The organism is Roseovarius sp. (assembly GCF_040223625.1).
GTDB lineage: Bacteria > Pseudomonadota > Alphaproteobacteria > Rhodobacterales > Rhodobacteraceae > Roseovarius.
Genome location: NZ_JAVKFX010000013.1, coordinates 72655 through 96415 on the forward strand (window position 1 = coordinate 72655; position 23761 = coordinate 96415).

Sequence of the window (23761 nt, forward strand, 5' to 3'; positions counted from 1 at the left end):
GCCCAGTGCCTTGCCCCCGTCGGCGGACAACTCAGGTGCCTTTATCCGCCTCCCTGATTTGACGTGCATAGTGCTGAAGGAAAAGCTGGAGGATATTCTCGGCCATCAGGTTGTAATGCTCGACGTTGCGCGGGTCATGGCCGATCTGACCGATCTCGACCTCGACCACCTCCTTGCCTGCCATGTGCACTCGGAGCATCACGTCGATATCGGCCGCGTTCGTATCAACCAGCGCGTCAAGATCGATCAGGTCGCGGTTCAACAGGTAGAGGCCGGAATTCACCGCCCGAACATGACGCAGCCCCGGAAAGATCTGCCTGATCGCCGGCCGTACCAGCAGCCGAGTCATCGGCATGTCGTCGTTGGGATCCTGCCACTTGCCCTTGACCAGCCCGACACCGGGCTCTCGCGCCTCGGCCAGCATCAGCACGAGCTTGGGGTCGAACTTTTCCAGATCGGCGTCGAGCTTCATCACCCATGGGTATTTCGCCGCGGCATAACCGGTCTTGAGCGCGCGGCCCATTCCAAGTTCGGGTTCCTCGACCACCACCGCGCCGGCACTGGCAGCAACCTTGGCGGTGTCGTCCCACGAGGCGGTATCGACGACCACGACCTCGCGCACGCACGGCAGGTTGATGACCGCGGTCACGATCTTGCCGACGGTGTCGCCCTCATTGCGGGCGGGAATGACAATCGAAACTCCATCAGGCATTGCGGAATCGTTCCTGTCCAGATTGCCGTGTCGCAGACTTGTGGCAAATGCCGGCCCGGTTTACAATCTGATCAGTAGGCTGCTGACGGTAATCTGATTTGTGTGTCAGCGCGCATTCACGAACGCCAAGGTGACAGAAATGCGACGCAACGAGGCACGAGAACAAGTGCGGCCTATTGTCGAGGATCTGGCCCGCCAGGCCCGCCAGGGGGCGATGCCCCGACGCGAGTTCCTGGCACTGGCCAGCACGTTTGGCGCGTCCGCAACCGCGGCCTACGGCCTGCTCGGGCTCTCGGCCCCGGTCGCACGGGCCGAAGCGGCGTCGAAACGCGGCGGCGTGCTGCGCCTCGGTAGCCGGGTGATCGAGATCAGCGACCCACGCAAGTTCGCCAAGACCGAGCAGGGCAACCTCGCGCGCACCTTCTGCGAACCGCTCGTCCGCTGGGAATACGATGCCACCTTCGCGCCGGTCCTGCTGGAAAGCTGGGAGGTCAGCGACGACGCCAGGACCTACACGCTCACCGTCCGCCCGGGGGTGACATGGACCAATGGCGATACGCTGACCGTGGAAGACGTGATCCACAACCTGCGCCGCTGGTGCGACCGCGGCGCCGAGGGCAACTCGATGGCGTCGCGCATGGCGGCGCTGACGGATCCGGCCACCGGCAAGATGGACGAGGGCCGCATCGAACGTGTCGATGACATGACCGTACGCCTCAACCTGCCGCGGCCCGACGTCACGCTCATTGCCGGGCTGGTCGATTACCCTGCCCTTCTGGTGCACCGCAGCTTCGACGACGACAGCAGCCTGATGACCACGCCACTGGGCACCGGCCCGTTCGAGCTCGTGTCAGTGGAGGTGGAGTTCAAGGCGGTGGTCAAGCGGCGCGAACAGGGCCGGTGGTGGGGCGGCGAGGCGCATCTGGACGGGGTGGAATTCATCGACATGGGCGCCGACCCGGCCGGGATGGTGGCCGCCTTCGATGCGGGAGATATCGATGCCAACGAGGATACGCCGCCAGATTTCACCGCACCGCTTGATGCCCTGGGGCTGACGCGGCAGGACCGGACCACCGCCAACACCCTTGTCGCGCGGATGCGGGTGGATGCGCCGCCATATGATGACCCGAAACTCCGGCGCGCGATCCAGAAGACGGTGGATAACCGCATCGTGCTGGCGCTGGGGGTCGATGGCGACGGCGCACTGGCCGAGAACCACCATGTCTCGCCCTCTCATCCCGAATACGCCGATCTGCCCCCGTTCGAGGCCGACGCGGCCGAGGGCTACGCCATGGCGTCGGAGGCCGGGCACGCGGCCACCGAGATCGATATCGTTTCGATCGACGGCGACTGGCGCACCATGACCACCGACGCGATCGCCGCGATCCTGCGCGAGGCGGGTTTCAACGTGCGCCGCACCATCGTGGCGGGACAGACCTACTGGAACGCGTGGAACGAATATCCCTTCAGCACGACGGCCTGGGGCGGGCGTCCGCTGGGCGTTCAGGTGCTGTCGCTGGCGTACAGATCCGGCCAGCCGTGGAACGAAACCGGCTTTTCCGACCCCGAGTTCGACGCGCTGCTGGACGAGGCAATGGCCACGCCCGACCCCGAAGCGCGGCGCCCGGTGATGGCGCGTCTTCAGACCATCCTGCGCGAAAGCGGTATCATCATCCAGCCCTACTGGCGCAACCAGACCATGCACCACGACCCCAAGGTGCACAACTTCAGCCGCGAAAGGTATCGCGAACTCCACCTCCATGACGTCTGGATCGACGCCTGATGCCAAGGCTCATCACGTCTGGTCCCCCGAAGGCATAACCGGGCGACCAATGCAGGAAAGACGCGACCTGACATTCACCGGCCCGAGCGCGCGGCTGCAATATATCCTGCTGATGGGCCTCTTCAGGCTGGCGGTATCGCGGGGACTTTACGGACGCTTCGCAAGGGCGCTGGGGCGGGTGTTCAGCCCGGACAACCGGGCCCTGCTCAGCATTGACGGGGCTCCACCCTTTCCGATTTCCCTCGACGACGGGTACTGGACCCGCTTCGCCCTCTGGAACACGCAGTACGAGCCCGAGATCGCCCGGGTCCTGACAGCCGCGGCGGGGCAGGCAGCGATCTTTTGCGATTGCGGCGCCAACAAGGGTTACTGGACGCTGCGGGCCGCGCCGCTGTTCGACCGGGTGATTGCGGCGGAGGCGGCCGAAGCCACCTTTGCCGAGCTAGAGGCGAATGCGGGGCACCTGCCGAACGTGGCCCTGCACCGGGTGGCCATCCACTCCGTTTCAGGCGAGCGTCTGAGCTTTGTGAACGTGGCAAACAGTCATGCGTCGGCCCGGCTGTTGACCGGGGATGGACCCGGTCGGGGTGACACGGTCGAAACGGTCGAGACGCGGCGTATCGACGACCTTCTTCCCACCGGCGCCCCCGCGCTGATCAAGCTCGACGTGGAGGGCGCGGAGGTACCTGCACTGGAGGGGGCCGCCCGCGCATTGCGCGAGGGAGCGGTGCTGATCTACGAGGACCATGGCAGCGACCCGACCTGCGCGCCCAGCCGGTATCTCCTCAGCAACCCGGATGTCTGTCTCCTGTTCTGCGACGACGGCTTTCGTCAGGTGACATCGGTCGATCAGGTGCGCGCGCTCAAGACTGACCGGTACAAGGGGTACAACTTTCTGGCGGCCTACAAGAATTCTGCCCTCTTGGCCGCAATTTCAGAACGGTTTTGACGGGTTATCAGAGGCAATCAGCGCACCAATAGCCCGGCTCGTTTGAACCTGTTTGGCTCCGTGGTCTCAGACTCCCAGGTATCGGTGCGCCGCAGCGCTATCCCGCGACAAGTCTTGCGAGGTGCCCGACCATACCACACGCCCTTTTTCCAGAATGTAATGGCGGTCGGCTACGCGCACGAGATGCGCAAGGTTCTTGTCGATCAACAAGATGGCCTGGCGCTCGGCTTTCAGGTCCTGGATCACTTGCCAGATCTGATCTCGAACAAGGGGGGCGAGGCCTTCCGTCGCCTCGTCGAGGATCAGAAGGCGAGGATTGGTCATCAAGGCGCGGGCGATAGCGAGCATTTGCTGCTCGCCGCCGGACAGCAACGCACCCGCCTGCGCACGGCGTTCACCCAACCGAGGAAAGAGATCAAAAACGCGACGTGTCGTCCATGGTCGCGCCGCACCCAGGGGATTCGCGGCCGTTGCCACAAGGTTTTCGTGAACCGTCAGCGTCGGAAAAATCTCGCGCCCTTCCGGCGCCAGCCCGATGCCGCACTGCGCGATGCGGAACGGGCTCAGGCCAACAATGGTTCGCCCACCGAACATAACCTCACCCCTGGCAGGGCGCGTCAGCCCCATGATCGACCGGATGGTGGTCGTCTTGCCCATGCCATTGCGCCCCATCAGGGTGACGACTTCGCCCTCGCCCACCTGAAAATCGACCCCGAACAGCACCTGACTGCGACCGTAGAAGGTTTCCACGCCGCTCACGTCAAGAAGCATCGCCGTCGTCCCCCAGATAGGCCTCGCGCACCGCTGGGTCGCGGCGCACCGCATCGGACGAGCCGCTGGCGATGGCCCGGCCATAGACCAGCACGGTCACCCTGTCCGCAAGGGCGAAGACCGCATCCATGTCGTGCTCGACCAGAAGGATGGGCAGCTCGCCCCGCATGTCCTTCAGCAACTGAACCATTATGGCGCTTTCTTCCGTGCCCATACCGGCCATGGGCTCGTCGAGCAAAAGAAGACGGGGCTCGAGGGCCAGCGCCATCGCGAATTCAAGCTGCCGTTGCTGTCCGTGCGCAAGATCGGCCGCCAGCTGCGATGCCACGTGACCCAGGCCGACGCGGCTCAAAAGGGCCATCGCCCGGTCGTCAAGCGACCGGTCGCCGGCCGCACGGCGCAGAAAGGCGGCGCCGCGCGTCACCCTGGTCTGTACCACCGTGGCCACATTCTCCAGCGCGGTATATTCCGGAAAGACAGAGGTGATCTGGTACGAGCGCGCAATCCCCGCCCGCGCCCGCTTGGCGGCCGACAGGCGGGTGATGTCACGGCCGAAGTAATGGATATGGCCCCCATCCGGCTCTATCTCCCCAGACAACTGCTTCATCAACGTCGACTTTCCGGCGCCATTCGGCCCGATCAGGGCGTGCAATTCCCCCGGCATCACCTCGAACGACAGGTCGTCGGTCACCACCAGCGCGCCGAACCGTTTGGCCAGCTTCTTCAGTCGCAGGACGGACGTATCGCTCATTGACCCTCTCTCCGGGCCAGAAGGCCGTAAATGCCGCGGCGATTGAACAGCATCACGATGATCAGCAGCGGTCCGAAAACGATGCGCCAGTGCTCGCTCAGCAATTCGAGGCCCAGCGCGTCGAAGAGGACCGGCAGATACTCTTCCATGAGCAGGAAGGCGGCCGCGCCCAGCAACGGTCCTCCCAGCGTTCCGGTGCCACCCAGGATGACCATGAAAAGCAACTCGCCCGATCGCGTCCAATGGTGAAGGTCCGGGCTGACGTAACTGGCCTGGTTGGCCAACAGCGCCCCGGCCAGCCCCGCCCCTGCCCCGGCGATCCCGTATATCGCCAGCTTGTGCAGGTAGGTGTTGCACCCCAGCGTGATCATCCGCGCCTCGTTCTGCCGGATCGCGCCCAGCGCCCGGCCAAAACGAGACCCGACAAGATGGCGGCAAAACAGCCAGAACCCCGCCAGTACGATCAGGCAAAGATAGAAGAACAGCCACTCGTTGCTCAGATCGAGCCAGGCCAGGCGGTTCGGCCCGGCATACATGAAAAGCCCGTCATCGCCGCCATACCGTTCCAGCGACACGGTAAAGAAGAATACCATCTGCCCGAAGGCCAGCGAAATCATGATGAAGTAGATGCCACTCGTGCGCAGGCTGAGAGCCCCGAGAACAAGCGCCACCACGCCCGAGGTCAATACCGCCAGCGGCACGCTGATCAGCGCCTGAGCCGTCCCCGGGAGGCCGAAAATGGTACTGCCCTCCGCCGCGTGCGCCGACAGGATGGCCACCACGTAGGCCCCGATACCCAGATAGGCGGCATGCCCGAGGCTGACCAATCCGACATATCCCACCAACAGGTTGAGGCTGATTGCGGCCACCGCGTAGATGAGGATGCGGCTGATGCCGGGAACGAGATAGGCATTATCCATTGCCGCCGTCATCGGCGGGAACAGCGCCAACAACGCAAAAATCGTGATCGTCACGTACTTCAGTTGCCCGGAATTCAGCATCTAATGTGTCCCCGCCGAAGGAAACAACCCTCTCGGGCGCACGACGAGGATCAGCGCCATCAACAGGTAGATGCTCATCGACGACAACGCCGCGCCCATCCCCGACGCTTCAGCCGGCGGAAGAACCAGACCGAAAAGATCGCGCAGGAAAGCCCGCCCCATCGTATCGACAAGCCCGACCAGCAAGGCACCGACCAGCGCACCGCGCACCGAGCCGATGCCACCAATCACCACCACCACGAAGGCCAGGATCAGCACGCTTTCCCCCATGCCGACCTGAACCGACACGAGCGGCCCGGCAAAGGCTCCGGCGATCCCCGCAAGCACCGAACCCGCTGCAAAGAGCAGCGTATAAAGGGCAGAGATGTTCACGCCCAACGCCCCGACCATCTCGCGGTTGGTCGATCCTGCGCGGATCAGCATGCCGACGCGTGTCCGTGAAATCAGAAGCCAAAGCCCCACGGCACTCAGCAGTCCCAACCCGATCACGGCCAGGCGATAGACCGGGTAGGGAATGCCCGGAAGGATCTCTATCGTTCCCGAGAACAGCGGCGGGAGGTCCATGAACAGCGGGGTGCGCCCCCAGATCATCGTAACCGCCTCATTGACGAAAAGGATCAGCCCGAAAGTCACCAGAACCTGATCGAGATGATCGCGGCGGTAGAGCGGGCGCATCAGCAGGAACTCGATCAGGGCCCCGGCCAGCGCCGCCGCCAGCGCGGCGGCCAGCAGGCTGAGCAGCCACGATCCTGACGCCATCATGACCGTGGCGGCGGTATAGGCGCCTATCATGTAAAGCGATCCATGCGCGAGGTTGATCACCCCCATGATGCCGAAGATCAGGGTGAGCCCAGCCGAGACCAGGAACAGGAAAACCCCCAGCTGTATGCCGTTTAGCAGCTGTTCGACGAAAAGGAGCATGGCTCTTCCCCATGGTGACCGGCTGACATGCGTGCCTGCGCGGCCCGGGCGTGAAAGACAATCTTCGGTCGCCCCCCGATTGGCGGGTACATGCCCGCGGGGGCCGATCCGGGCCGGGGTCAGGTTGCCTGCGGCGGCGTCAATCCATCGCGCACGCGTCACCGTAAGCATCGCCATGATCCGTGACGATCGTTTCGGTTGTCACCAGCTCAAGGTCCCCCGCATCCGATTGCTGCACTTCCAGAAGGTACCACGTCTGCCTTGGGTGCTGATTGGCCGCGAACACGAACTCCCCCCGGACACTGTCGAAGTCGGCAGCGCGCATCGCCTCGCGGAACGCTTCAGCATCCTCGGTCACCTTGCCACCGGTTTTCTGCAGCGCGCTGGCGATCAGGCGGGCCGTGTCATACCCCTGCGCCGCCCAGGGCGTGGGCGCGCGGTCATAGGCGTCGCGATAGGCTTCGCTGAACTGCTTGTTCGCCGCATTGTCGAGGTCTTCGTTCCAGAACGACGTGGCCTGCATTCCGAGCGCCGCCTCGCCCACGCCGGCAAGGATGCGTGCCTCCATCGACACCATGGGAGCGATGATCGGCGTCTGATCCATCAGCCCGGCCTGCGAGTATTGCTTGAGAAAATTGATCCCCATGCCGCCGGGCAGGAAGTAGAACAGCACCGCCGGATCGTCCGACCGGATTCGCGCAATCTCGGCGGCATAGTCGGTCTGCCCCAGCTGGGTGTAAATCTCGTCGACGATCTCGCCCTTGAAATGCCGCTTGAAACCGGCCACCGCGTCTTTGCCCGCCTGGTAGTTCGGCACCATGACCACGGCCGACCCATAGCCCGCGTTGTTGGCGGCGATGGCGGCCGTCTCGTGCATGGCGTCGTTCTGCCATGAAACCACGAAATAGTTCTCGTCGCAGCCCGCACCGGCCAGTTGCGACGGCCCGGCATTCGAGGCAACGTAAAAGCGCCCGTTCTTGAGCGCGATCGGCGCCACGACGGGCTGTACGTTCGAAAAGATCACACCGGTCAGAATGTCGGCATCATCACGCCGAACCATCCGCTCGGCGATCTGCTTGGCATTGCCCGGATTGAGGCCGTCATCCTCGACCATAAGCTCGACCGGCACACCGCCCAGCTTGCCCTCCTCCTGGTCGATTGCAAGCTGGAAACCGTCACGCATATCCTCGCCCAGATAGCCCGGCGGGCCCGACAGCGTCGTAATTAGGCCGATCTTGACCGGCTCCGCCTCCTGCGCTGACGCAATAGAGGCGGCCAGAACTGAAACGAGCGCCACGAGGCGCGTCAGGCATTTGGACATGTCTCTCTCCCTAGAATGATGCGGCTTGACCGAAAAATGATCACATCACATCCACAGCTTGACCAGATTGCGAGCCTTGAACAGCCCATGCGGTTCATAATTCTGCACAGCGGAATTATGAGAAACGGGCGTGAGACAAACGCCGCCAAGCGGCGATGGCAAAGGGCTGTTCTTGCACGGGTGATGTCGGAGCAGGCTGACGAACTGGGAAACCAGCCGGCAAGGCCCCCCCTACATCGCGCCCACCCCCCAGCGATCACGGAGATATTCCGTAAGGGCTTCCAATTCGCTGTCTTCGAGCGTCGCTTCGAACGCGGGCATCTCCTGCATCCGGAGGTGCCCGCTCAGGCTTCTGGCGGGGATGCCTTCGCGGATCACGCGTTGCAGGTTGAGGGGATTATCCAGCATCAGCGTGGTGTTCCCGACCATGGCGACCGAGCCGAATGGCTGGCCTTCGCCTTCGCTGCCATGGCATCCGGCGCAAAGCCCCATGTAAAGCCCGTGGCCCTCAGGATGCGCGTCCACGGCGGCAGGTTCGGACGGAGGGCTGGCGGGATCCGGCATATCCTCTGCAAGATAGGTCGCCACCGCCTCTATGTCGCGTGCGGGCAGGTACTTGGTCGAGTGACTGAGAACGGGGAACATGCGGAATGTCATCACGCCCTGGGGCGAGAGGCCGGTCGACAGGAACTGCCCCAGATTCTCCCTGGTCCAGCCGCGACGGGCCAGCCCCTGTGGCGTGATGTCGGGGGCCACCGCTCCTTCGATCACCGTGCCGCCAAGGTGGTCATCCGTCTTGGCAAAGGCCAGGTTGCGTGGCGTGTGGCATTCTCCGCAATGGCCCAGCACGTCGACCAGATACGGTCCGCGCCGGTCTTCGGCCAGGTCTTCGCCGCCCGACAGTCCCGGCCCCGGGTCTTCCGGCGGGTCGGGCCGGTAGATGAGGTTCCAGAATGCGATCAGCGGCCGCAGGTTGAACGGGAAGACCATTTCGGCCGGCCTGTTCGGCTTCTCCACCGGGTCCTGAGCCATCAGATAGACATAGAGCGCGTCGATATCCGCGCGCGACACTGCGTGGTAGGACGTGTAGGGCATCGCCGGGTAAAGCCGCCGCTCGCCCGGAGCGATGCCGTAGACCATGGCGCGATACATATCGTCGGCCGTATAGTTGCCGATGCCGTTTGTCTCCGACGGGGTGATGTTCGTGCCGTAGACCGTTCCCATCGGCGTTTCCATCGGCGTTCCACCGGCAAAGGAAAGGCCGTCCTCGCTTTCGTGACAAGCGGCGCAATCCCCGGCCTTGGCCACGTACTCGCCCAAGGCGTACATCTCGGCTTCCGCCTCTTCATCGAGCGCTTCGAGATCACGGCTGGCCGGCGGCACCGGTCCTGCCCCGGTGAACCCGAAGAAGATCACCAAGCCTGTCACGAGGCCGAGCAGGACCAGCCCGGCGAGGATGCGGAGCAGGGTCCGCATCAGCTTTCCTCCGCCCGCTCGACGCCGGTCGTCAGGCCGGGCGTGGCGAGGATCACGTCACGGGTCGCTTCGAGGTAACGGACATAGCCGGTACAGCGGCATATGTTTTCGTTGAGCGCCGCCAGCACGACATCCTCCACGTCCTCGACGGGTACGGGATCGACCTCGAGCCGCTCGACCAGGGCCTGCGCGGCGGAGACGAAACCGGGCGTGCAAAACGAGCACTGGAAGGAGAAATGATCGAGGAACGCCTGCTGCACAGGCGTGATCGCCGTGACGTTGACCTCGTCGTCGCGCTCGGCATGGCCTTCGACGGTCCGGAAGGCGCGCCCGTTGGCCCAGGCTACCCCGGTGATACAGGCCGGCAGCGCCCGCGGGCCCCGCGGGCCGTCATGGATCACAGCGCAGGCCCGGCAGACTCCCTGCCCGCAGCCATAGCGCGTGCCGGTCAGGTTGAGGTATTCCTGCAGGAATTCCAGAAGCATCAGGTCCTCCGGAACCTCCACCGGTTCGGTCTCCGTGCCGTTGATCGTCATCGAGACGGTCATCAGGGCGCTCATGCCGTCACCTCCTTGATCCGTTCAGGGGTTATCGGCGTGCGGTGGAACCGGTGGCCGATCGCATGATGCACCGCGTTGCCGATAGCCGCCACGACCGGGATCATCACCACCTCGGCGATGCCTTTCGGCGGGTCGGTCGGCGATAGCGGGTCAAGCACGGTGGCGCTCTGCGCCCAGACCGCGACATCCTCGGCCCGGGGCAGCCGGTATCGGTTGAAGTTCCACGTGCCGTTACCGGGACCGTCCTCGTACAGCGGCATCTCCTCGTAAAGCGCGTGGCCGATGCCCATGGCGATCCCGCCCTGCAACTGCCCCGAGACAAGCTCGGGCACGATCTGCCGGCCGCATTCCAGCCAGGACCGGTGGTTGAGAACGCGCACCTCGCCCGATCCGGGATTCACCGAAAGCTCGACCAGCGTCGCACAGGGGGCATAGTAGGTCACTGCCGCATTGTTGCGCTGCACCGGCGGATAGTCGACGCGGCGGCGCGGCTGGAAGGCATAGCCGCCCTCTGTCATCGCCGAGCGCTTGTCGTCTCCCGCGCCCTCGCCCCATCTGACCGAGAGCGCGTCGATCGGCGCCTCGAACCGCGTGCCTTCGACCTCGAACTCGGCCCGCGCCCAAGCCCATCGGTTGAACGTATGAACGGTCACGCCGGTGATATAGCCCCGCTCGTGGGCACGCCGCGCCAGATCCTCAAGCGGCAACGGGTTCAGGCCGCCGGCCACCAAGTGACCATCGCGCCATTCGGCCTCTTCCCGGCGCACGTGTAACGGGCCGGCCTGCCCGCCGCCGATCCCCTCTTGCCAGAAACTGAGCGCGGCTTTCCAGAGGCCCAGTTCAAACAGCAGCCTGGCGGCTTCCGTGGTGGCGTGCGTGAAGTAATAGGCAGAATTCGACGCACTTCTGGGCGAGGTGATCCGCGGCACCCATCGCGGATTCTCCGCAAATCCGTCCTGGGTTTCCTGGCTCATCGTGTAGGGTTCGTCATTGGCTTCGAGAGGCAGGCTGGGCCAGTCCGTCACCGCGAAATCCACGCTGTCGGCCGGTTTGCCCAGATGCGGCTCGGTCATCAGCATCTGCGACGTCGTGGCCCCACAGCCGATCTCCGAGGCCACGTGGCGCATGTGCAAATGGCCTTCAGGCGAAAGTTCGAGTTGCACCAGCGCCGCCTCGGCCCCGGTGCCGTAATCCTTCTGCACGCAGGAGAAGCCGACGCCGTAGCGATAGCCCGGGTTCTCGGCCTCGAATGCCTTTTTGCGCTCGGCCCGTTCGGTCCAGATCGGATCGGCCGCGGCGGCCTCGAGCATCTCGTCGGCCCGCAGCGCCCCACCCGGGATGGCACCCTGGGTGTTCTTGTCGCCCGAGTGGAACACGTTGATCCGGCGCAGCTCGATCGGGTCGCGGCCCAGGTCCTCGGCCACCTCGTCGACCAGCAATTCCATCGCCACCATGCTTTGCAGAGTGCCGTAGCCGCGCATCGAGCCGGCGGTGGGCGCGCGCGAGGCGTCGACCTGAACGGCAAGGTCGCTTTTTGGCAGGTAATAGACCGATTGCAGCGCTGTCGCCGAGACCTGGCCGACAGAGGGGCTGAAGTTCTTCACACCGCCGCCATCGGCACGCTGATCGGCGGCGAGGCTGCGGAATTCACCGGTTTCGCGGTCAACGGCAAGGGTGATGTCCGTGTCGAACGGATGCCGCTTCAGCGCGCTCTGGAAATGTTCCCAACGGTCAAGGGCGAGCCGCACCGGGCGCCCGTCGCCATACAGAGCAGTCATGGCGACGTAATAGGGGAACACGTGGTGCTCTTTCTGGCCATACCCCACCGTATAGCCGGGGTGGAAGCGCAGCTCGTCAAGTTCGAAGCGGCTGGCGCTGACCATCTTCTCGATGTGATCGGCGTTGGTCCAGGGCGACTGGGTGCCGGTCACCACGTGCAGCGTTCCGTTCGCGGAATCGTACCAAGCATTGCCGTTATCCGGTTCAAGGGCCGCCGGATCGACATATTGCGACCGGTATGATCGGCGATATACCTTCCAGCCCTCCGGGGGATCGTCGAGTTCGGCACGCAAGTCTCCAGCCAAGGCCATCGCCTTGGCACCGGCTTCGCCGTTCCGGTCGGGCGAGGGCCAGTCGGGTTTACCATCGGTGAACTCGGCAAAGATTGGTGCGTTCTTCAACGGAGAGAAGCGGTCTTCGGCGTCGCGCGTGTCGCCGCCGATCCGGACGTAACGGGTCGCGCCATAGGGGGTTCGCTCCGGTGGCTCGGCCGCATCCCCCCAGACAAGGGCGTCCTCGTTGAACCGGAGCCGGGACTTGGCCGCACGAAAGCGACCGTAGTCGTGGTAGATCAGCACCGCCACAGGTTGCCCGAGATAGGTCGGCACCTCACCCGCCGCCAAGAAAAAAGCGCCGTAGAAATCGGCCTCGACCATCTCGACGCCGTCGCGGCGCAGTGTCTCGTCAGTGATCATCACATCGGGCTGAAGCGCCTCGCCCAGCGGGTCGAGGGTGACGCCCTCGAACACCCGATCGGCACGCGGAACCCTGATGAAGAACGCGTGCGACTGTTCGTCGGGCCAGTCGGGCATGTCCCTTGCACGGATATCAACGGCAAACACTTTCTCACCCGTCACCTTCGGGATGCCATCCTGACGAAAGCGGACTTTTCCATCCTCACGCCAGCCCGGAGACTGAAACTGCCGCTCGTTCTGCAAGCCCGCAAGTGCTTCGTTGAGAGGTGTCACACAGATGGCCGCAGCGCTGGCACCTGCTTTCAAAAATCCCCGCCGCGAAAATTGATCCATTCCAGCCTCCCGGTGATCAACGCGACGTGCCCGGATCTCGTTCCAAAATTAATTATCGTTCCGTTGTTACACGCCGCAATTCGGACCGTTGGTGCCGGCGCCGCTCTGTGTGGGCCTGTCGCGCGACCGGGCATCTGCATTGACCAAGCCCCTTGCGAACCTCGGGGTCGCCTAAAGGACGGCGGCCTGTCCGAGTGGAGATGCGTTCGACTTGGTCCGACCGGTACCGGCTTCGGCCAAGATGTGTGTTTTCGATATGTTATCTTGCGTAATGCACATTGTGACAAGGCCACGAGACGGTAAGATAGTGGAAAACACTACTATACCCATACCAGATTCCAACCTGAGGAGGAGGAAAGAATGCGTGGAACGATTGGGCGTCTGCTGGCGTCATGTGCCTGTGTCACCGCCGCTGCGGCAGCACAGGCCGAGGTCTCGGACGATGTCGTCCGGATCGGTGTCTTGACCGACATGAGCGGCATCTACAGCGATCTCGCCGGGGAGGGCGCGGTCGAAGCGGTGCGCATGGCGGCCGAGGATTTCGGTGGCGAAGTGCTCGGCGCCCCGATCGAGGTGATCTTCTCGGACCACCTCAATCAGGCCGACACGGCGGCCGCCAAGGCCCGTGAGTGGTTCGACGTGGAAGGCGTCGACATGATCAACGACCTCTCCAACTCCGGCGCGGCCCTGGCCGTGGCGGCGGTCGCGAAAGAGGCCAAGCGGCACATCATCGTCAACGGCGCCTCGAATATCGGCATCACCAACGACATGTGCTCGCCCTATGCGATCCACTATGCCTACGATGCCTATTCCCTTGCCCACGGCACCGGCAAGGCGGTGGTCGAGGATGGCGGACTGACATGGTTCTTCCTGACCGTCGATTTCGCCTTCGGCATCGGGCTGGAAGAACAGGTCACAGAGGTGGTCGAGGCCGCCGGCGGCGAGGTACTGGGCTCCGCCCGCCATCCGCTGTCGGCCAGCGACTTCTCGTCCTACATGCTCAACGCCCAGTCCTCGGGCGCCGAGATCATCGGCATCGCCTCGACCGGGGGCGACGCAGTCAACGCGATCAACGCCGCCGCCGAGTTCGGCCTGACCCAGAACCAGACGCTGGCGGCGCTGCTGCTGTGGCTAAACGATGTCCATTCCATCGGGCTCGAAGCCGCACAGGGGCTGATGCTCACCAACGCATGGTACTGGGACATGAACGAAGGCTCGCGCGAGTTCGCACAGCGCTATTTCGAGCGGGTCGGTTCGATGCCCAACATGAGCCAGGCGGCGAACTACTCGTCCACCATGCATTACCTGAAGGCCATCGAAAAGGCCGGCACCGATGACCCCGATGCCGTGTCCGAGGCGATGCGCTCCATGCCGATCAATGACTTCTTCGCAAGCAACGGATCCGTCCGCGAGGATGGCCGCATGATGCACGACATGTATCTCTGGCAGGTCAAGACGCCCGAGGAATCCGAGGGTGAATGGGACTATCTCAAGCCGGTTTCCACCATCCCGGCCGAAGAGGCGTTCCGCCCGCTCGATCAGAGCACCTGCTACCTCGTGACCGGCGACAACAGCTGATCGCACAGCCCCCGAAAGGCTGGCAAGGCCGGGCCACCGCCGCGTGGCCCGGTATCCCCATTCCCCCCGTGCGAGACTGACCCATGACCGACACCGTGCTAGAAGCGAAGGGCCTCACTAAGACCTTTGGCGCCTTTGCCGCCGTCGGCGGCGTCGATCTTGCGCTGCGCCACGGCAGCATTCATGCCCTGATCGGCCCCAACGGGGCGGGCAAGACCACCTGCTTCAACCTTCTGACCAAATTCCTGACGCCCAGTTCGGGCACCATCCACTTTCATGGCCGCGACATCACGGCGCTCGACCCCGGCACCATCGCGCGGATGGGGCTGGTGCGGTCGTTCCAGATTTCCGCCGTCTTCAACAGCATGACGGCGCTGGAGAACGTGATGCTCGCCCTGCAACGCAAACGCGGCGAATCCTACGATTTCTGGACCCGGAAATCCGCCCTCGCCGGCAATCGCGCGGCTGCGATGGAGCACCTCGACAGTGTCGGCATCGCCGACCTCGCCGGGGTGGTGGCCGGCGACCTGTCCTATGGCCACAGGCGCGCGCTCGAGATCGCCACCACGCTCGCACTTGAACCCGAGGTGATCCTGCTCGACGAACCCACAGCAGGCATGGGGCTCGAGGATGTCGACCGCATCACCCGCCTGATCCACGATGCCGCAAAGGGCCGTTCTGTCCTGATGGTCGAGCACAATCTCGGTATCGTCTCCGAAATCTGCGACGAGGTGACAGTGCTGGCCCGGGGGCGTATCCTGGCACAGGGCGATTATGCCAGCATCGCCGCGAACGACGAGGTCATCGAGGCCTACCTGGGGGGAAGCCATGTCTGAGGCGCAGACCGAAACCACACGGGCCGGGGGCGCACAGGCTGAAACCACCTCCCGTTCCGTGCTTGACATCTCGGATCTGCAGGCCTGGTACGGCCCAAGCCGGGCGCTGCAGGATATCGCCCTCACCGTGCGCGCCGGCGAGCTGGTAACGATGCTCGGCCGCAACGGTGCGGGCAAGACCACGACCCTGCGGGCCGTTGTCGGCATGGTCCCCCGCCGGGCCGGGTCGATCATCATCAACGGCACCGAGACCATCGCCCTGCCGTCGCACCGGATCGCCCGCACCGCCATCGCCTTCTGCCCCGAAGACAGGGGCATCTACGCCAGCCTCACGGCAGAGGAAAACCTTGTCCTGCCGCCCGTCGTGGCCGCGGGCGGCATGAGTGTCGAGGAAATCCTCACGCTGTTCCCCGGCCTGCGCAACCGGATGAAAAGCCCCGGGACCAAGCTGTCGGGTGGCGAACAGCAGATGCTGGCCATCGGCCGCATCCTGCGAACCGGCGCGCGCCTCCTGTTGCTGGACGAGCCGACCGAGGGGCTGGCCCCCGTGGTGGTCCAGCAGATCGGCGCCGCCATCGCAGGCCTCAAGTCGCGCGGCTACACTATCCTGATGGTCGAACAGAACGTGCGCTTCGCCTCCACCGTGGCCGACCGGCACTACGTCATCGACCGCGGGCATGTGGCCGAAACCTTCGACAACGCCACCCTTCTGGCCGATTTCGACCGGATCAGCGCGCGGCTCAGCGCCTGACCCGCCTCAGCCCCGCCGGGCCGCAGCCGGCGTGCGCCGACGCTGAAAGCGTGAGGGCCGGAACCCGGTCATCCGCTTGAAGGCATTCGAAAAGGCGAACGGGTTCTGATAGCCCACCTCGAAGGCCACATCCTCCACCCTCTTGTCCGTCGTGGCCAGCACCTGGGCCGCCTGCTGCACCCGCAGATAGGTCAACTGCTGCATCGGGCTGCGCCCCAACCGGGTCTGGCACAGGCGGCGCAGATGCTCTCCGCTGATCCCGGCGATCACCGCCAACTGGTCAAGCGTCCAGGGATGGCCGAGGTCGGCCGTGACCTCGGCCCAAAGCTTGCTGAGCCGTTCCTCGTTGCGCAGCGGCTCCGTGTAGCGCTTCACGTAATGCTCGATCAGGTCGATCCAGAGCGCCGTCGCCGCGATGTCGCCGCCGCTGTTGACCTCGTGGTACAGGCCCAGGATGGCATCCGACAGCGGCTTGGGGTCCACCCGGGTGATCAGCGGCGTCATCCCCTCGATCGCGGACCGGGGGGATTGCGGCATGTAGCGGACCCAGCAATATTGCCACCGCTTGTTCTGCACCGCGTGAAAGGCGTGCAGAACATGGGCCGGGGCGAGGGTCACCATCCCGGCACGGTGCGGCCGCCAGCGTCCGTCCAGCAGCATGCGCCCTTCCCCACCCAGGCAGGCGTGCAGGTAGGCGCCACTGAGGTTCGTCCGGACCACCTTGTAGGGCGGCGCAGCATCGCCCACGCCCACATGAGACACCAGCCGCCGGGCCAGCAGCGGGCAGTCTTCCGCGCGGACGATCTGCTGATGCGTGTCGTCGCCGACGATGTGGGTTTCAGATAGTTCATCGTGCATGGCGGCTATTGTTTCGGCGTTTGCCGAAACAGTAAAGTCGGTAACAGTAAAAGAACGGCGCGCCGGGTCGCGCTGCCAGGGGCGGTCGAGTGGGAGGGCCGATGATCGAAATTTTCGGCGTGCCGCTTGTCGCACTGACTGGGCAGATCATGCTCGGGATCGTCAACGGCGCCTTCTATGCTGTCCTGAGCCTCGGGCTCGCCATCATCTTCGGTATCGTCAAGGTCGTGAACTTCGCCCATGGCGCTTTCTTCATGATGGGCGCGTTCCTGTCGTTCCTGCTGCTCGACACCCTCGGGGTCGGTTACTGGGGCGCGATCTTCATCGCGCCACTGCTCGTCGGAGGGCTGGGAATCGTCGCCGAAAGGCTGCTGTTGCGCCGCATCTACGGGCTCGACCCGATCTACGGACTGCTCCTGACCTTCGGGATGGTCCTGGTGATCGAGGGCGGATTCACCGTTGCCTTCGGATCATCCGGCCAGATCTACGCCGCACCCGACCAACTGCGCGGAGCGGTGAACCTAGGGTTCATGTTCATGCCGATATACCGGCTTTTCGTGATCGGCGCGGCGGTGGCAATCTGCGTGACCACGTGGCTGGTGATCGAGCGGACCTCGATGGGCGCCAAGTTGCGCGCGGCGACCGAACGGCCGCAGCTCACCCAGGCATTCGGTATCAACGTACCGCTGCTGATGACCCTGACATACGGCGCCGGCGTGGCGTTGGCCGCGCTCGCCGGGGTCCTGGCGGCGCCGATCCAGAACGTCAGCCCGTCGATGGGCTCGGAACTGGTGATCATCGTCTTCGCCATCGTCGTGATCGGCGGGCTGGGCTCGGTCTCGGGCGCGGCGATCACCGGGCTGATGCTGGGCGTGGTCGAGGGGCTGACCAAGGTGTTCTATTCCGAGGCATCGACCATCATCGTCTTCCTGATCATGGCGATCGTGCTGCTGGTCCGTCCCGCCGGCCTCTTCGGCCGCGAGGAGGGCTGAGATGGGTCGCACGCTTCTCCTCGCACTGGCCGCGGTGCTGCTGCTTGGCCTCGTCCTCGTGCCATTTTACCCGCAGGTGATCTACCCGGTCTTCGTGATGCGGGTGATGTGCCTGGCGCTTTTCGCCTGCGCCTTCAACATCCTGCTGGGTCACACCGGAATCCTGTCCTTCGGCCACGCGGCCTTTTTCGGCAGCGCCGCCTATTTCTGCGGCTACATGCTCAAGGAACAAGGGCTGTCGCCCGAAATCGGCCTGCTCACCGGGGTGGGAAGCGCGGCGCTGATGGGGGCGATCTTCGGGGCGCTGGCGACACGGCGCTCGGGCATCTACCTCGCCATGATCACGCTGGCGCTGTCGCAACTGGTCTACTTCCTCTTCCTCCGTCTGCCCTGGACCCATGCCGAGGACGGGATGCAGCAAATCCCCCGCGGCCTGTTCCTGGGCGTGTTCGACCTGCGCAACGATCTGACGCTCTATTTCGTCGTCATGGTCCTCACACTGGCCGGGCTGGCCCTCATCCACCGCATCGTGCATTCCCCCTTCGGCGAGGTGCTGCGCGCCATCCGCGAACACGAACCGCGGGCGAAATCGCTGGGCTTCCCGGTGGCCCGTTACAAGATCCTCGCGTTCACCCTCTCGGCGGCGCTTTCCGGCCTTGCCGGGTCGCTCAAGGTGATCATCTACCAGGTCGCCTCCCTCCGCGACGTGCATTGGAGCATGTCGGGCGACGTCATCCTGATGACGCTGTTGGGGGGCATGAACTCGGTCTTCGGCCCGGCTCTGGGCGCGGCGCTGATCTCGGCGCTCTACCATTACTTCGATGCGCTCGGCGGTTGGGTGACCATCGCCGTCGGCGGCATCTTCATCGGTTGCGTGCTGCTGTTCCGCAGGGGGATCGTGGGCGAAGTCCACGCGCTCCTGTCGGACCGCCGCGCCGCCAAGGTTTCCCATGACGAAAAGGACAACGAAAATGCCACGAATTGACCGCTCCAAGATTCTGGAGCGCCTGAACAGGCAGATCGCCGACGGGATACCGGTCGTGGGCGGCGGCGCGGGCACCGGCATTTCCGCCAAAAGCGAAGAGGCCGGCGGCATCGACCTGATCATCCTCTACAATTCCGGCCGCTACCGCATGGCCGGGCGCGCCTCCTCGGCGGGGCTGCTGGCCTATGGCAACGCCAACGAGATCGTCAAGGAAATGGCGCTCGAGGTGCTGCCCGTCTGCAAGCACACCCCGGTCATCGCCGGCGTCAACGGCACCGATCCCTTCGTGATCATGCCCAAGTTCCTGCGCGAGCTGAAGGAGCTGGGCTTTTCCGGCGTCCAGAACTTCCCCACGGTGGGCATCATCGACGGCACTTTCCGTGTCAGCCTCGAGGAAACCGGCATCAACTACGCCTCCGAGGTCGACATGGTCGCCCAGGCGCACGAGCTTGACCTGCTGACAACCCCTTACGTCTTCGATCCGGATCAGGCCACCGACATGGCCAGGGCCGGCGCAGACATCATCGTGCCGCATATGGGCGTCACCACCGGCGGCACCATCGGCGCCTCCACCTCGAAAACGCTGGAGGAATCGGTGCGTCTGATCGACGCCTGCGCCGAGGCCGCCAGAAAGGTCCGCAAGGAGATCATCATCATCGCCCATGGCGGCCCCATCGCCACCCCGGATGACGTGGCCTTCATTCTGGAACACAGTGAACACTGCAACGGCTTCTACGGCGCCTCAAGCGTCGAGCGTCTGCCGGTTGAGACCGCGATCAAGTCGAATATCGAGGCGTTCAAGGCGCTGAAACTGAAATAGGTCATCAAGGGAGGAGACCATGGCCAGAGTATACATCAGCGCCGTCATCGACGCGCCGATTGAAGAGGCTTGGGCGGTGCTGCGCGATTTCAACGCGCTGCCGCGCTATCACCGCTTCTTCAGCAAAAGCGAGATCGAGGATGGCCTGCCGTCCGACAAGATCGGTTGCGTGCGCAACTTCCACACCCATGACGGCGGCCATATCCGCGAGCAGCTGCTGACGCTGTCGGACCGCGAATATCGCTGCTGCTACTGCATTCTCGAGGCCACCCTGCCCGTCCGCAACTACGTCTCGGAAATGACGCTCAAACCGATCACCGAAACCGGCCAGACCTTCGGCGAATGGTGGGCCGAGTACGAGGTGGATGAGGCCGACGCGTCCGAGGTCCACCAAACCGTCTCCGACACGTTCCGCTTCGCCTTCGAGGGCACCGAGGACGTGATCCACGGGCGCGAGGTCCGGCGGTGACAAGCGGCCGCGTCTACGTCGTCGGCACCTTCGACACCAAGGCCGAGGAGCTTACCTATGTCGCGCGACTGGTGGCCGAGACCGGCATCGCCGTGACCACCGTCGATGTCGGCACCACGGAGAGTTCGGCCGAGGCCGACATTGCCGCGCATGACGTGGCATCCCACCATCCGGAAGGCGGCGCTTGCGTGCTGAAGGCGGGCGACCGTGGAAAGGCGGTCATGGCGATGTCCGAAGCGCTGACCCGGTTCATCGCCACGCGCACAGACCTGGCCGGGATCGTCGGGCTCGGTGGCTCGGGGGGCACGTCTCTGATCGCCCCGGCCATGCGCGCCCTGCCGCTGGGTGTCCCCAAGCTCATGGTGTCGACCGTCGCCTCCGGCGACACGTCCGGCTATGTCGGTGTTTCGGACATGACGATGATGTTCCCGGTAACGGATATCGCCGGGCTGAACACGGTTTCGCGGCGCATACTGGCAAATGCGGCGCACGCCATTGCCGGCATGGCCGCGCGCGCCGGGACCGGCGCCACCGGCGACACGCGCCCCGCCCTCGCCCTGTCCATGTTCGGCGTGACGACGAAAGCCGTCCAGCAGCTTCGCGCACGGCTCGACGATGAATTCGACTGCATCGTCTTCCATGCCAACGGGGCCGGCGGCAGGGCGCTGGAGGCCATCGGCGACAGCGGCATGATCTCGGCCATCGTCGATGTCACTACCACCGAGGTCGCGGATCACCTGATGGGGGGCATATGTTCCGCCGGGCCGGAGCGTTTCGACGTGCTGGCGCGGACCGGTACTCCGTGGATAGGGTCCTGCGGCGCACTCGACATGGTCAATTTCGGCCCGCGCGAGACGGTGCCGCAGCGGTATGAGGACCGGCAATTCTTCATTCACAACGCCAACATCACCCTCATGCGCACGACCCCGGACGAAAACGAGGAAATGGCGCGCTGGCTGGCGGCCAAGCTGAACGCCTCGCCCGGTCCCGTGGATCTCGTCCTGCCGCTGGGCGGTGTCTCCGCGCTCGACGCACCGGGCGAAGCCTTCTGGAACCCCGAGGCAGACGAGATGCTGTTCGAGACGCTGGAGGCTGCGTTCGACCGGTCGGAAACGCACCAGCTCCACCGGCTCGAGGCCCATATCAACGACCCGGTCTTCGCCGACTTCGTCGAGCGTCTCGTACGCGACCGCCGGAAGCGATAGCCTCTGACCCGTGCAGCCGTGTGGCACAGTCTCGCCGCGGCATGATACGCAGGCTCTCGGTTCCGGACGAGACCAGATCGAACTGCTCAGCGAGGGGCGCGAAACCCACCCTCCATCGCTTCATGCGAGGCGCAGCACCTGGTCGATCACGTATTCCGTCTGCTCGACCGATTGGCCCGGGCACATGGGAAGGCTGATGACCTCGCTCGCAAGTCGCTCGGCGTAGCGGGCCTCACCGCCCGGTCCGATTCCTCGCGCGGCGCAAGTAGCGGAGCAATGGCCAAAGCAGAATACCTGCAGTGACGACAAAGAGGACGAGAGCAATCGGGCGCTCGAAGAAGGCCAGGAAATTGCCGCGCGTCAACACCAACCCCTGGCGAAGCGACTGCTCGATCATCGGGCTGAGGACCATGCCGATAACGAAGGGCGCCACCGGCATGCCGCCCAATCGCATGAACACCCCCGCGACGCCGGCGCCCAGCGCGATCCAGACGTCGAGCATGTTGCCGCGCACACCATAGGCGCCGAGAGTCGAGACGATCAGCACCATGGCGATGAGCAGCGGCTCGGGGATGCGCAGGACCTGGGTGAAGAGCGGCGCGCCGAGGGCGCCGGTGGCGAACATGATCAGGTTGATGACGATCAGCAGGGCGAAGATCGCGTAGACCAGTTCGATGTTCTGGGTGAACAGCTGCGGGCCCGGCGTGACGCCCTGGATGATCAGCGCGCCCAGCATCACGGCGGTCACCGGATCGCCCGGCACGCCCAGCGCCAGCGTCGGCACGAGGGCCGAGCCGGTCACGGCGTTGTTGGCGCTTTCGCAGGCGACGAGGCCGTCGGGCTCTCCCTTGCCGAAATTGTCGCGGCGTTTCGAGGTGCGGCGCGCCTCCGAGTAGGCGATGAAGGCCGCGGTGGCCGCGCCGGTACCCGGCAGTGCGCCCACGAAACAGCCGACCACCGAGCCGCGCGCCAGCATGCCGAGGCGGCTGCGCCATTCTTTCAGCGGCGGCAGGCGGAAGCCCACGCGGATCTTTTCGCGGGCGGCGGAGGGGTCGAGCCGGGCCGCGCGCAGAAACATCTCGGAATAGGCGAAGAGGCCGACGATAACCGGGATCAGGGTAATGCCGGCGCTGAGCTCGAAACTGTCGAAGGTGAATCGCAGGTCGCCGGTGACCGGGTCGGCGCCGATGGTGGCGACCAGCAGGCCGCAGGCGCCCGACAGCAGGCCCGGCACCATGGCGCCGGCAGAGACGCCGGCAATGCAGGTCAGGGCGAAGAGACCGAGGGCGAAATACTCGATCGGGGTGAAATTGAGCGAGAAGGCCGCGAGCCACGAGCCCGCCAGCATCAGCACGAGGACAGAGAACAGCCCACCCAGCGTCGAGGCCGAGGTGACCCAGCCGATGGCGATGTCGGCATCGCCGCGACGGGCCATGGGAAAGCCTTCCATCGCGGTGGCCGCCGATTGCGGCGTGCCGGGCGTGTTGAGGATGATGGCGGTGATCGAGCCGCCATAGACCGAGCCGCAATAGACCCCGAGCATCAGCGCCAGCGCCGGCACCTGCGGCATCGAGAAGGTGAAGGGCAGCACCATGGTCAGCCCGACCACCGAGCCGAGGCCCGGCAGGACGCCGACGAGGACGCCCACCACCGTGCCCGCGACCATGCAGAGCAGCGCCAGCGGCGTGGCGATCTCGCCCAGGGTTCCGAGGATCAGGTCCATGCGTTTGGTCCTTCGTCTTGGGGTACGGTGTTTGCGGGCATGGGTTCAGAACCCGTCGAACCACGGCGAGCGCGGCAGGATGATGAGGAAGGCGTTCTCGAACAGGTACCAGACCGAGAGGCAGAAGACCGCCGCGACGAGGGCGGTGACGGCCAGGCGCCGATAGCCCAAGAAGAGCGGCGTGAGGCAGGCGAAGAGCAGGCTGGAGATCAAAAAACCCGCCAGCGACAGGCCCAGCGCATAGGCCGCGACGGCGAGGATCAGCCCCGCCGCCCGGCGCAGACCCGCACCCGCGGGCACGGGTTCCTCCGTCGGCACCGGGCGCAGGACCATCAGCAGGCCCAGCAGCGCCACGGCGGCGAGGATGAAGCGCGGGTAGAAGAACGGCCCCCGGCCCTGGCTGGCGCGGGCGAAGGCACTGATTTCCGCGAAGGTCTGCGAGAACAGCAGCGCGGCCAGGGCGAGGATCGCCAGGGCCACGCCGATCGCGAT

General features: G+C 64.8%; 22 protein-coding genes and 1 pseudogene. 10 read left to right on the plus strand and 13 right to left on the minus strand.

Annotation, left to right across the window (positions count from 1 at the left end; all coding sequences use genetic code 11):
* Positions 1-31 precede the first annotated feature (31 nt).
* Positions 32-712: a glycosyltransferase family 2 protein gene (locus RLN94_RS03980; RefSeq protein WP_350132207.1), complete on the minus strand. Its 681-nt coding sequence runs from the start codon at positions 710-712 to the stop codon at positions 32-34.
* 166 nt (positions 713-878) lie between these two features.
* Between RLN94_RS03980 and RLN94_RS03985 the strand changes: the two genes are divergently transcribed.
* Together RLN94_RS03985 and RLN94_RS03990 are read left to right on the plus strand one after the other, a co-directional pair.
* Positions 879-2495, plus strand: coding sequence for an ABC transporter substrate-binding protein (locus RLN94_RS03985; protein WP_350132210.1), 1617 nt, complete (start codon positions 879-881; stop codon positions 2493-2495).
* Positions 2496-2544: 49 nt separating this feature from the next.
* Positions 2545-3444: an FkbM family methyltransferase gene (locus RLN94_RS03990; protein WP_350132213.1), complete on the plus strand. Its 900-nt coding sequence runs from the start codon at positions 2545-2547 to the stop codon at positions 3442-3444.
* A gap of 66 nt (positions 3445-3510) precedes the next feature.
* Here RLN94_RS03990 and RLN94_RS03995 read toward each other — a convergent pair whose 3' ends face one another.
* From RLN94_RS03995 to RLN94_RS04030, 9 genes and pseudogenes are all read right to left on the minus strand, one after another.
* Positions 3511-4215, minus strand: coding sequence for an ABC transporter ATP-binding protein (locus tag RLN94_RS03995; RefSeq protein WP_350132216.1), 705 nt, complete (start codon positions 4213-4215; stop codon positions 3511-3513).
* Positions 4205-4438 carry an ABC transporter ATP-binding protein C-terminal domain-containing protein gene (locus RLN94_RS22215; protein ID WP_502949475.1) on the minus strand — a complete coding sequence of 78 codons (234 nt, stop codon included), beginning with the start codon at positions 4436-4438 and terminating at the stop codon, positions 4205-4207. Before RLN94_RS22215 ends, RLN94_RS03995 begins: the two co-directional genes overlap by 11 nt.
* A gap of 6 nt (positions 4439-4444) precedes the next feature.
* Positions 4445-4891 (minus strand): annotated as a pseudogene (locus tag RLN94_RS22220) (ATP-binding cassette domain-containing protein); the annotation flags it as partial.
* 71 nt (positions 4892-4962) lie between these two features.
* Positions 4963-5967 carry a branched-chain amino acid ABC transporter permease gene (locus RLN94_RS04005; protein WP_350132220.1) on the minus strand — a complete coding sequence of 335 codons (1005 nt, stop codon included), beginning with the start codon at positions 5965-5967 and terminating at the stop codon, positions 4963-4965.
* Entirely contained in the window at positions 5968-6888 is a 921-nt protein-coding gene (locus tag RLN94_RS04010) for a branched-chain amino acid ABC transporter permease (RefSeq protein WP_350132223.1), read from the minus strand. It abuts the gene before it with no gap.
* A 139-nt stretch (positions 6889-7027) separates the two neighbouring features.
* Complete coding sequence (locus tag RLN94_RS04015; protein WP_350132226.1) at positions 7028-8209, minus strand: ABC transporter substrate-binding protein; 1182 nt, start codon at positions 8207-8209, stop codon at positions 7028-7030.
* A 231-nt stretch (positions 8210-8440) separates the two neighbouring features.
* Positions 8441-9685 (minus strand): c-type cytochrome, encoded by a 1245-nt coding sequence (locus RLN94_RS04020; RefSeq protein WP_350132229.1) that lies wholly within the window; start codon positions 9683-9685, stop codon positions 8441-8443.
* A complete protein-coding gene (locus tag RLN94_RS04025) occupies positions 9685-10245 on the minus strand; it encodes a (2Fe-2S)-binding protein (RefSeq protein ID WP_350132232.1) in 561 nt (186 codons plus the stop codon). The genes RLN94_RS04020 and RLN94_RS04025 overlap by 1 nt, the downstream gene beginning before the upstream one ends.
* The gene (locus RLN94_RS04030) at positions 10242-12881 is read right to left on the minus strand and encodes a xanthine dehydrogenase family protein molybdopterin-binding subunit (protein WP_350158996.1); all 2640 of its coding nucleotides are present in this window, start codon (positions 12879-12881) and stop codon (positions 10242-10244) included. Before RLN94_RS04030 ends, RLN94_RS04025 begins: the two co-directional genes overlap by 4 nt.
* A 531-nt stretch (positions 12882-13412) precedes the next feature.
* Between RLN94_RS04030 and RLN94_RS04035 the strand changes: the two genes are divergently transcribed.
* The 3 genes from RLN94_RS04035 (at position 13413) to RLN94_RS04045 (ending at position 16217) form a co-directional block, all read left to right on the plus strand.
* Positions 13413-14630 (plus strand): ABC transporter substrate-binding protein, encoded by a 1218-nt coding sequence (locus RLN94_RS04035; RefSeq protein WP_350132238.1) that lies wholly within the window; start codon positions 13413-13415, stop codon positions 14628-14630.
* Between the two features lie 83 nt (positions 14631-14713).
* Entirely contained in the window at positions 14714-15466 is a 753-nt protein-coding gene (locus tag RLN94_RS04040; RefSeq protein ID WP_350132241.1) for an ABC transporter ATP-binding protein, read from the plus strand.
* Positions 15459-16217, plus strand: coding sequence for an ABC transporter ATP-binding protein (locus tag RLN94_RS04045; RefSeq protein WP_350132244.1), 759 nt, complete (start codon positions 15459-15461; stop codon positions 16215-16217). The genes RLN94_RS04040 and RLN94_RS04045 overlap by 8 nt, the downstream gene beginning before the upstream one ends.
* Positions 16218-16223: 6 nt before the next feature.
* On the opposite strand, the gene RLN94_RS04050 is transcribed toward RLN94_RS04045, so the two are convergent.
* Entirely contained in the window at positions 16224-17075 is an 852-nt protein-coding gene (locus RLN94_RS04050; RefSeq protein ID WP_350132246.1) for a helix-turn-helix transcriptional regulator, read from the minus strand.
* 101 nt (positions 17076-17176) lie between these two features.
* Here RLN94_RS04050 and RLN94_RS04055 point away from each other — a divergent pair, with 101 nt between their 5' ends.
* Genes RLN94_RS04055 through RLN94_RS04075 form a run of 5 tightly spaced genes read left to right on the plus strand, consistent with a single transcriptional unit; the run spans position 17177 to position 21546 of the window.
* Positions 17177-18067: a branched-chain amino acid ABC transporter permease gene (locus RLN94_RS04055; RefSeq protein ID WP_350132249.1), complete on the plus strand. Its 891-nt coding sequence runs from the start codon at positions 17177-17179 to the stop codon at positions 18065-18067.
* 1 nt (position 18068) lies between these two features.
* Positions 18069-19052 carry a branched-chain amino acid ABC transporter permease gene (locus RLN94_RS04060; RefSeq protein WP_350132252.1) on the plus strand — a complete coding sequence of 328 codons (984 nt, stop codon included), beginning with the start codon at positions 18069-18071 and terminating at the stop codon, positions 19050-19052.
* Positions 19039-19872: a phosphoenolpyruvate hydrolase family protein gene (locus tag RLN94_RS04065; RefSeq protein ID WP_350132255.1), complete on the plus strand. Its 834-nt coding sequence runs from the start codon at positions 19039-19041 to the stop codon at positions 19870-19872. The genes RLN94_RS04060 and RLN94_RS04065 overlap by 14 nt, the downstream gene beginning before the upstream one ends.
* 19 nt (positions 19873-19891) lie before the next feature.
* Positions 19892-20341, plus strand: coding sequence for an SRPBCC family protein (locus RLN94_RS04070; RefSeq protein ID WP_350132258.1), 450 nt, complete (start codon positions 19892-19894; stop codon positions 20339-20341).
* Positions 20338-21546 carry a Tm-1-like ATP-binding domain-containing protein gene (locus RLN94_RS04075; protein ID WP_350132261.1) on the plus strand — a complete coding sequence of 403 codons (1209 nt, stop codon included), beginning with the start codon at positions 20338-20340 and terminating at the stop codon, positions 21544-21546. Before RLN94_RS04070 ends, RLN94_RS04075 begins: the two co-directional genes overlap by 4 nt.
* Positions 21547-21778: 232 nt before the next feature.
* Here RLN94_RS04075 and RLN94_RS04080 read toward each other — a convergent pair whose 3' ends face one another.
* Together RLN94_RS04080 and RLN94_RS04085 are read right to left on the minus strand one after the other, a co-directional pair.
* Entirely contained in the window at positions 21779-23269 is a 1491-nt protein-coding gene (locus tag RLN94_RS04080) for a tripartite tricarboxylate transporter permease (RefSeq protein WP_350132264.1), read from the minus strand.
* A gap of 45 nt (positions 23270-23314) precedes the next feature.
* A partial coding sequence (locus tag RLN94_RS04085; RefSeq protein WP_350168575.1) for a tripartite tricarboxylate transporter TctB family protein occupies positions 23315-23761 on the minus strand: 447 nt, incomplete at its 5' end.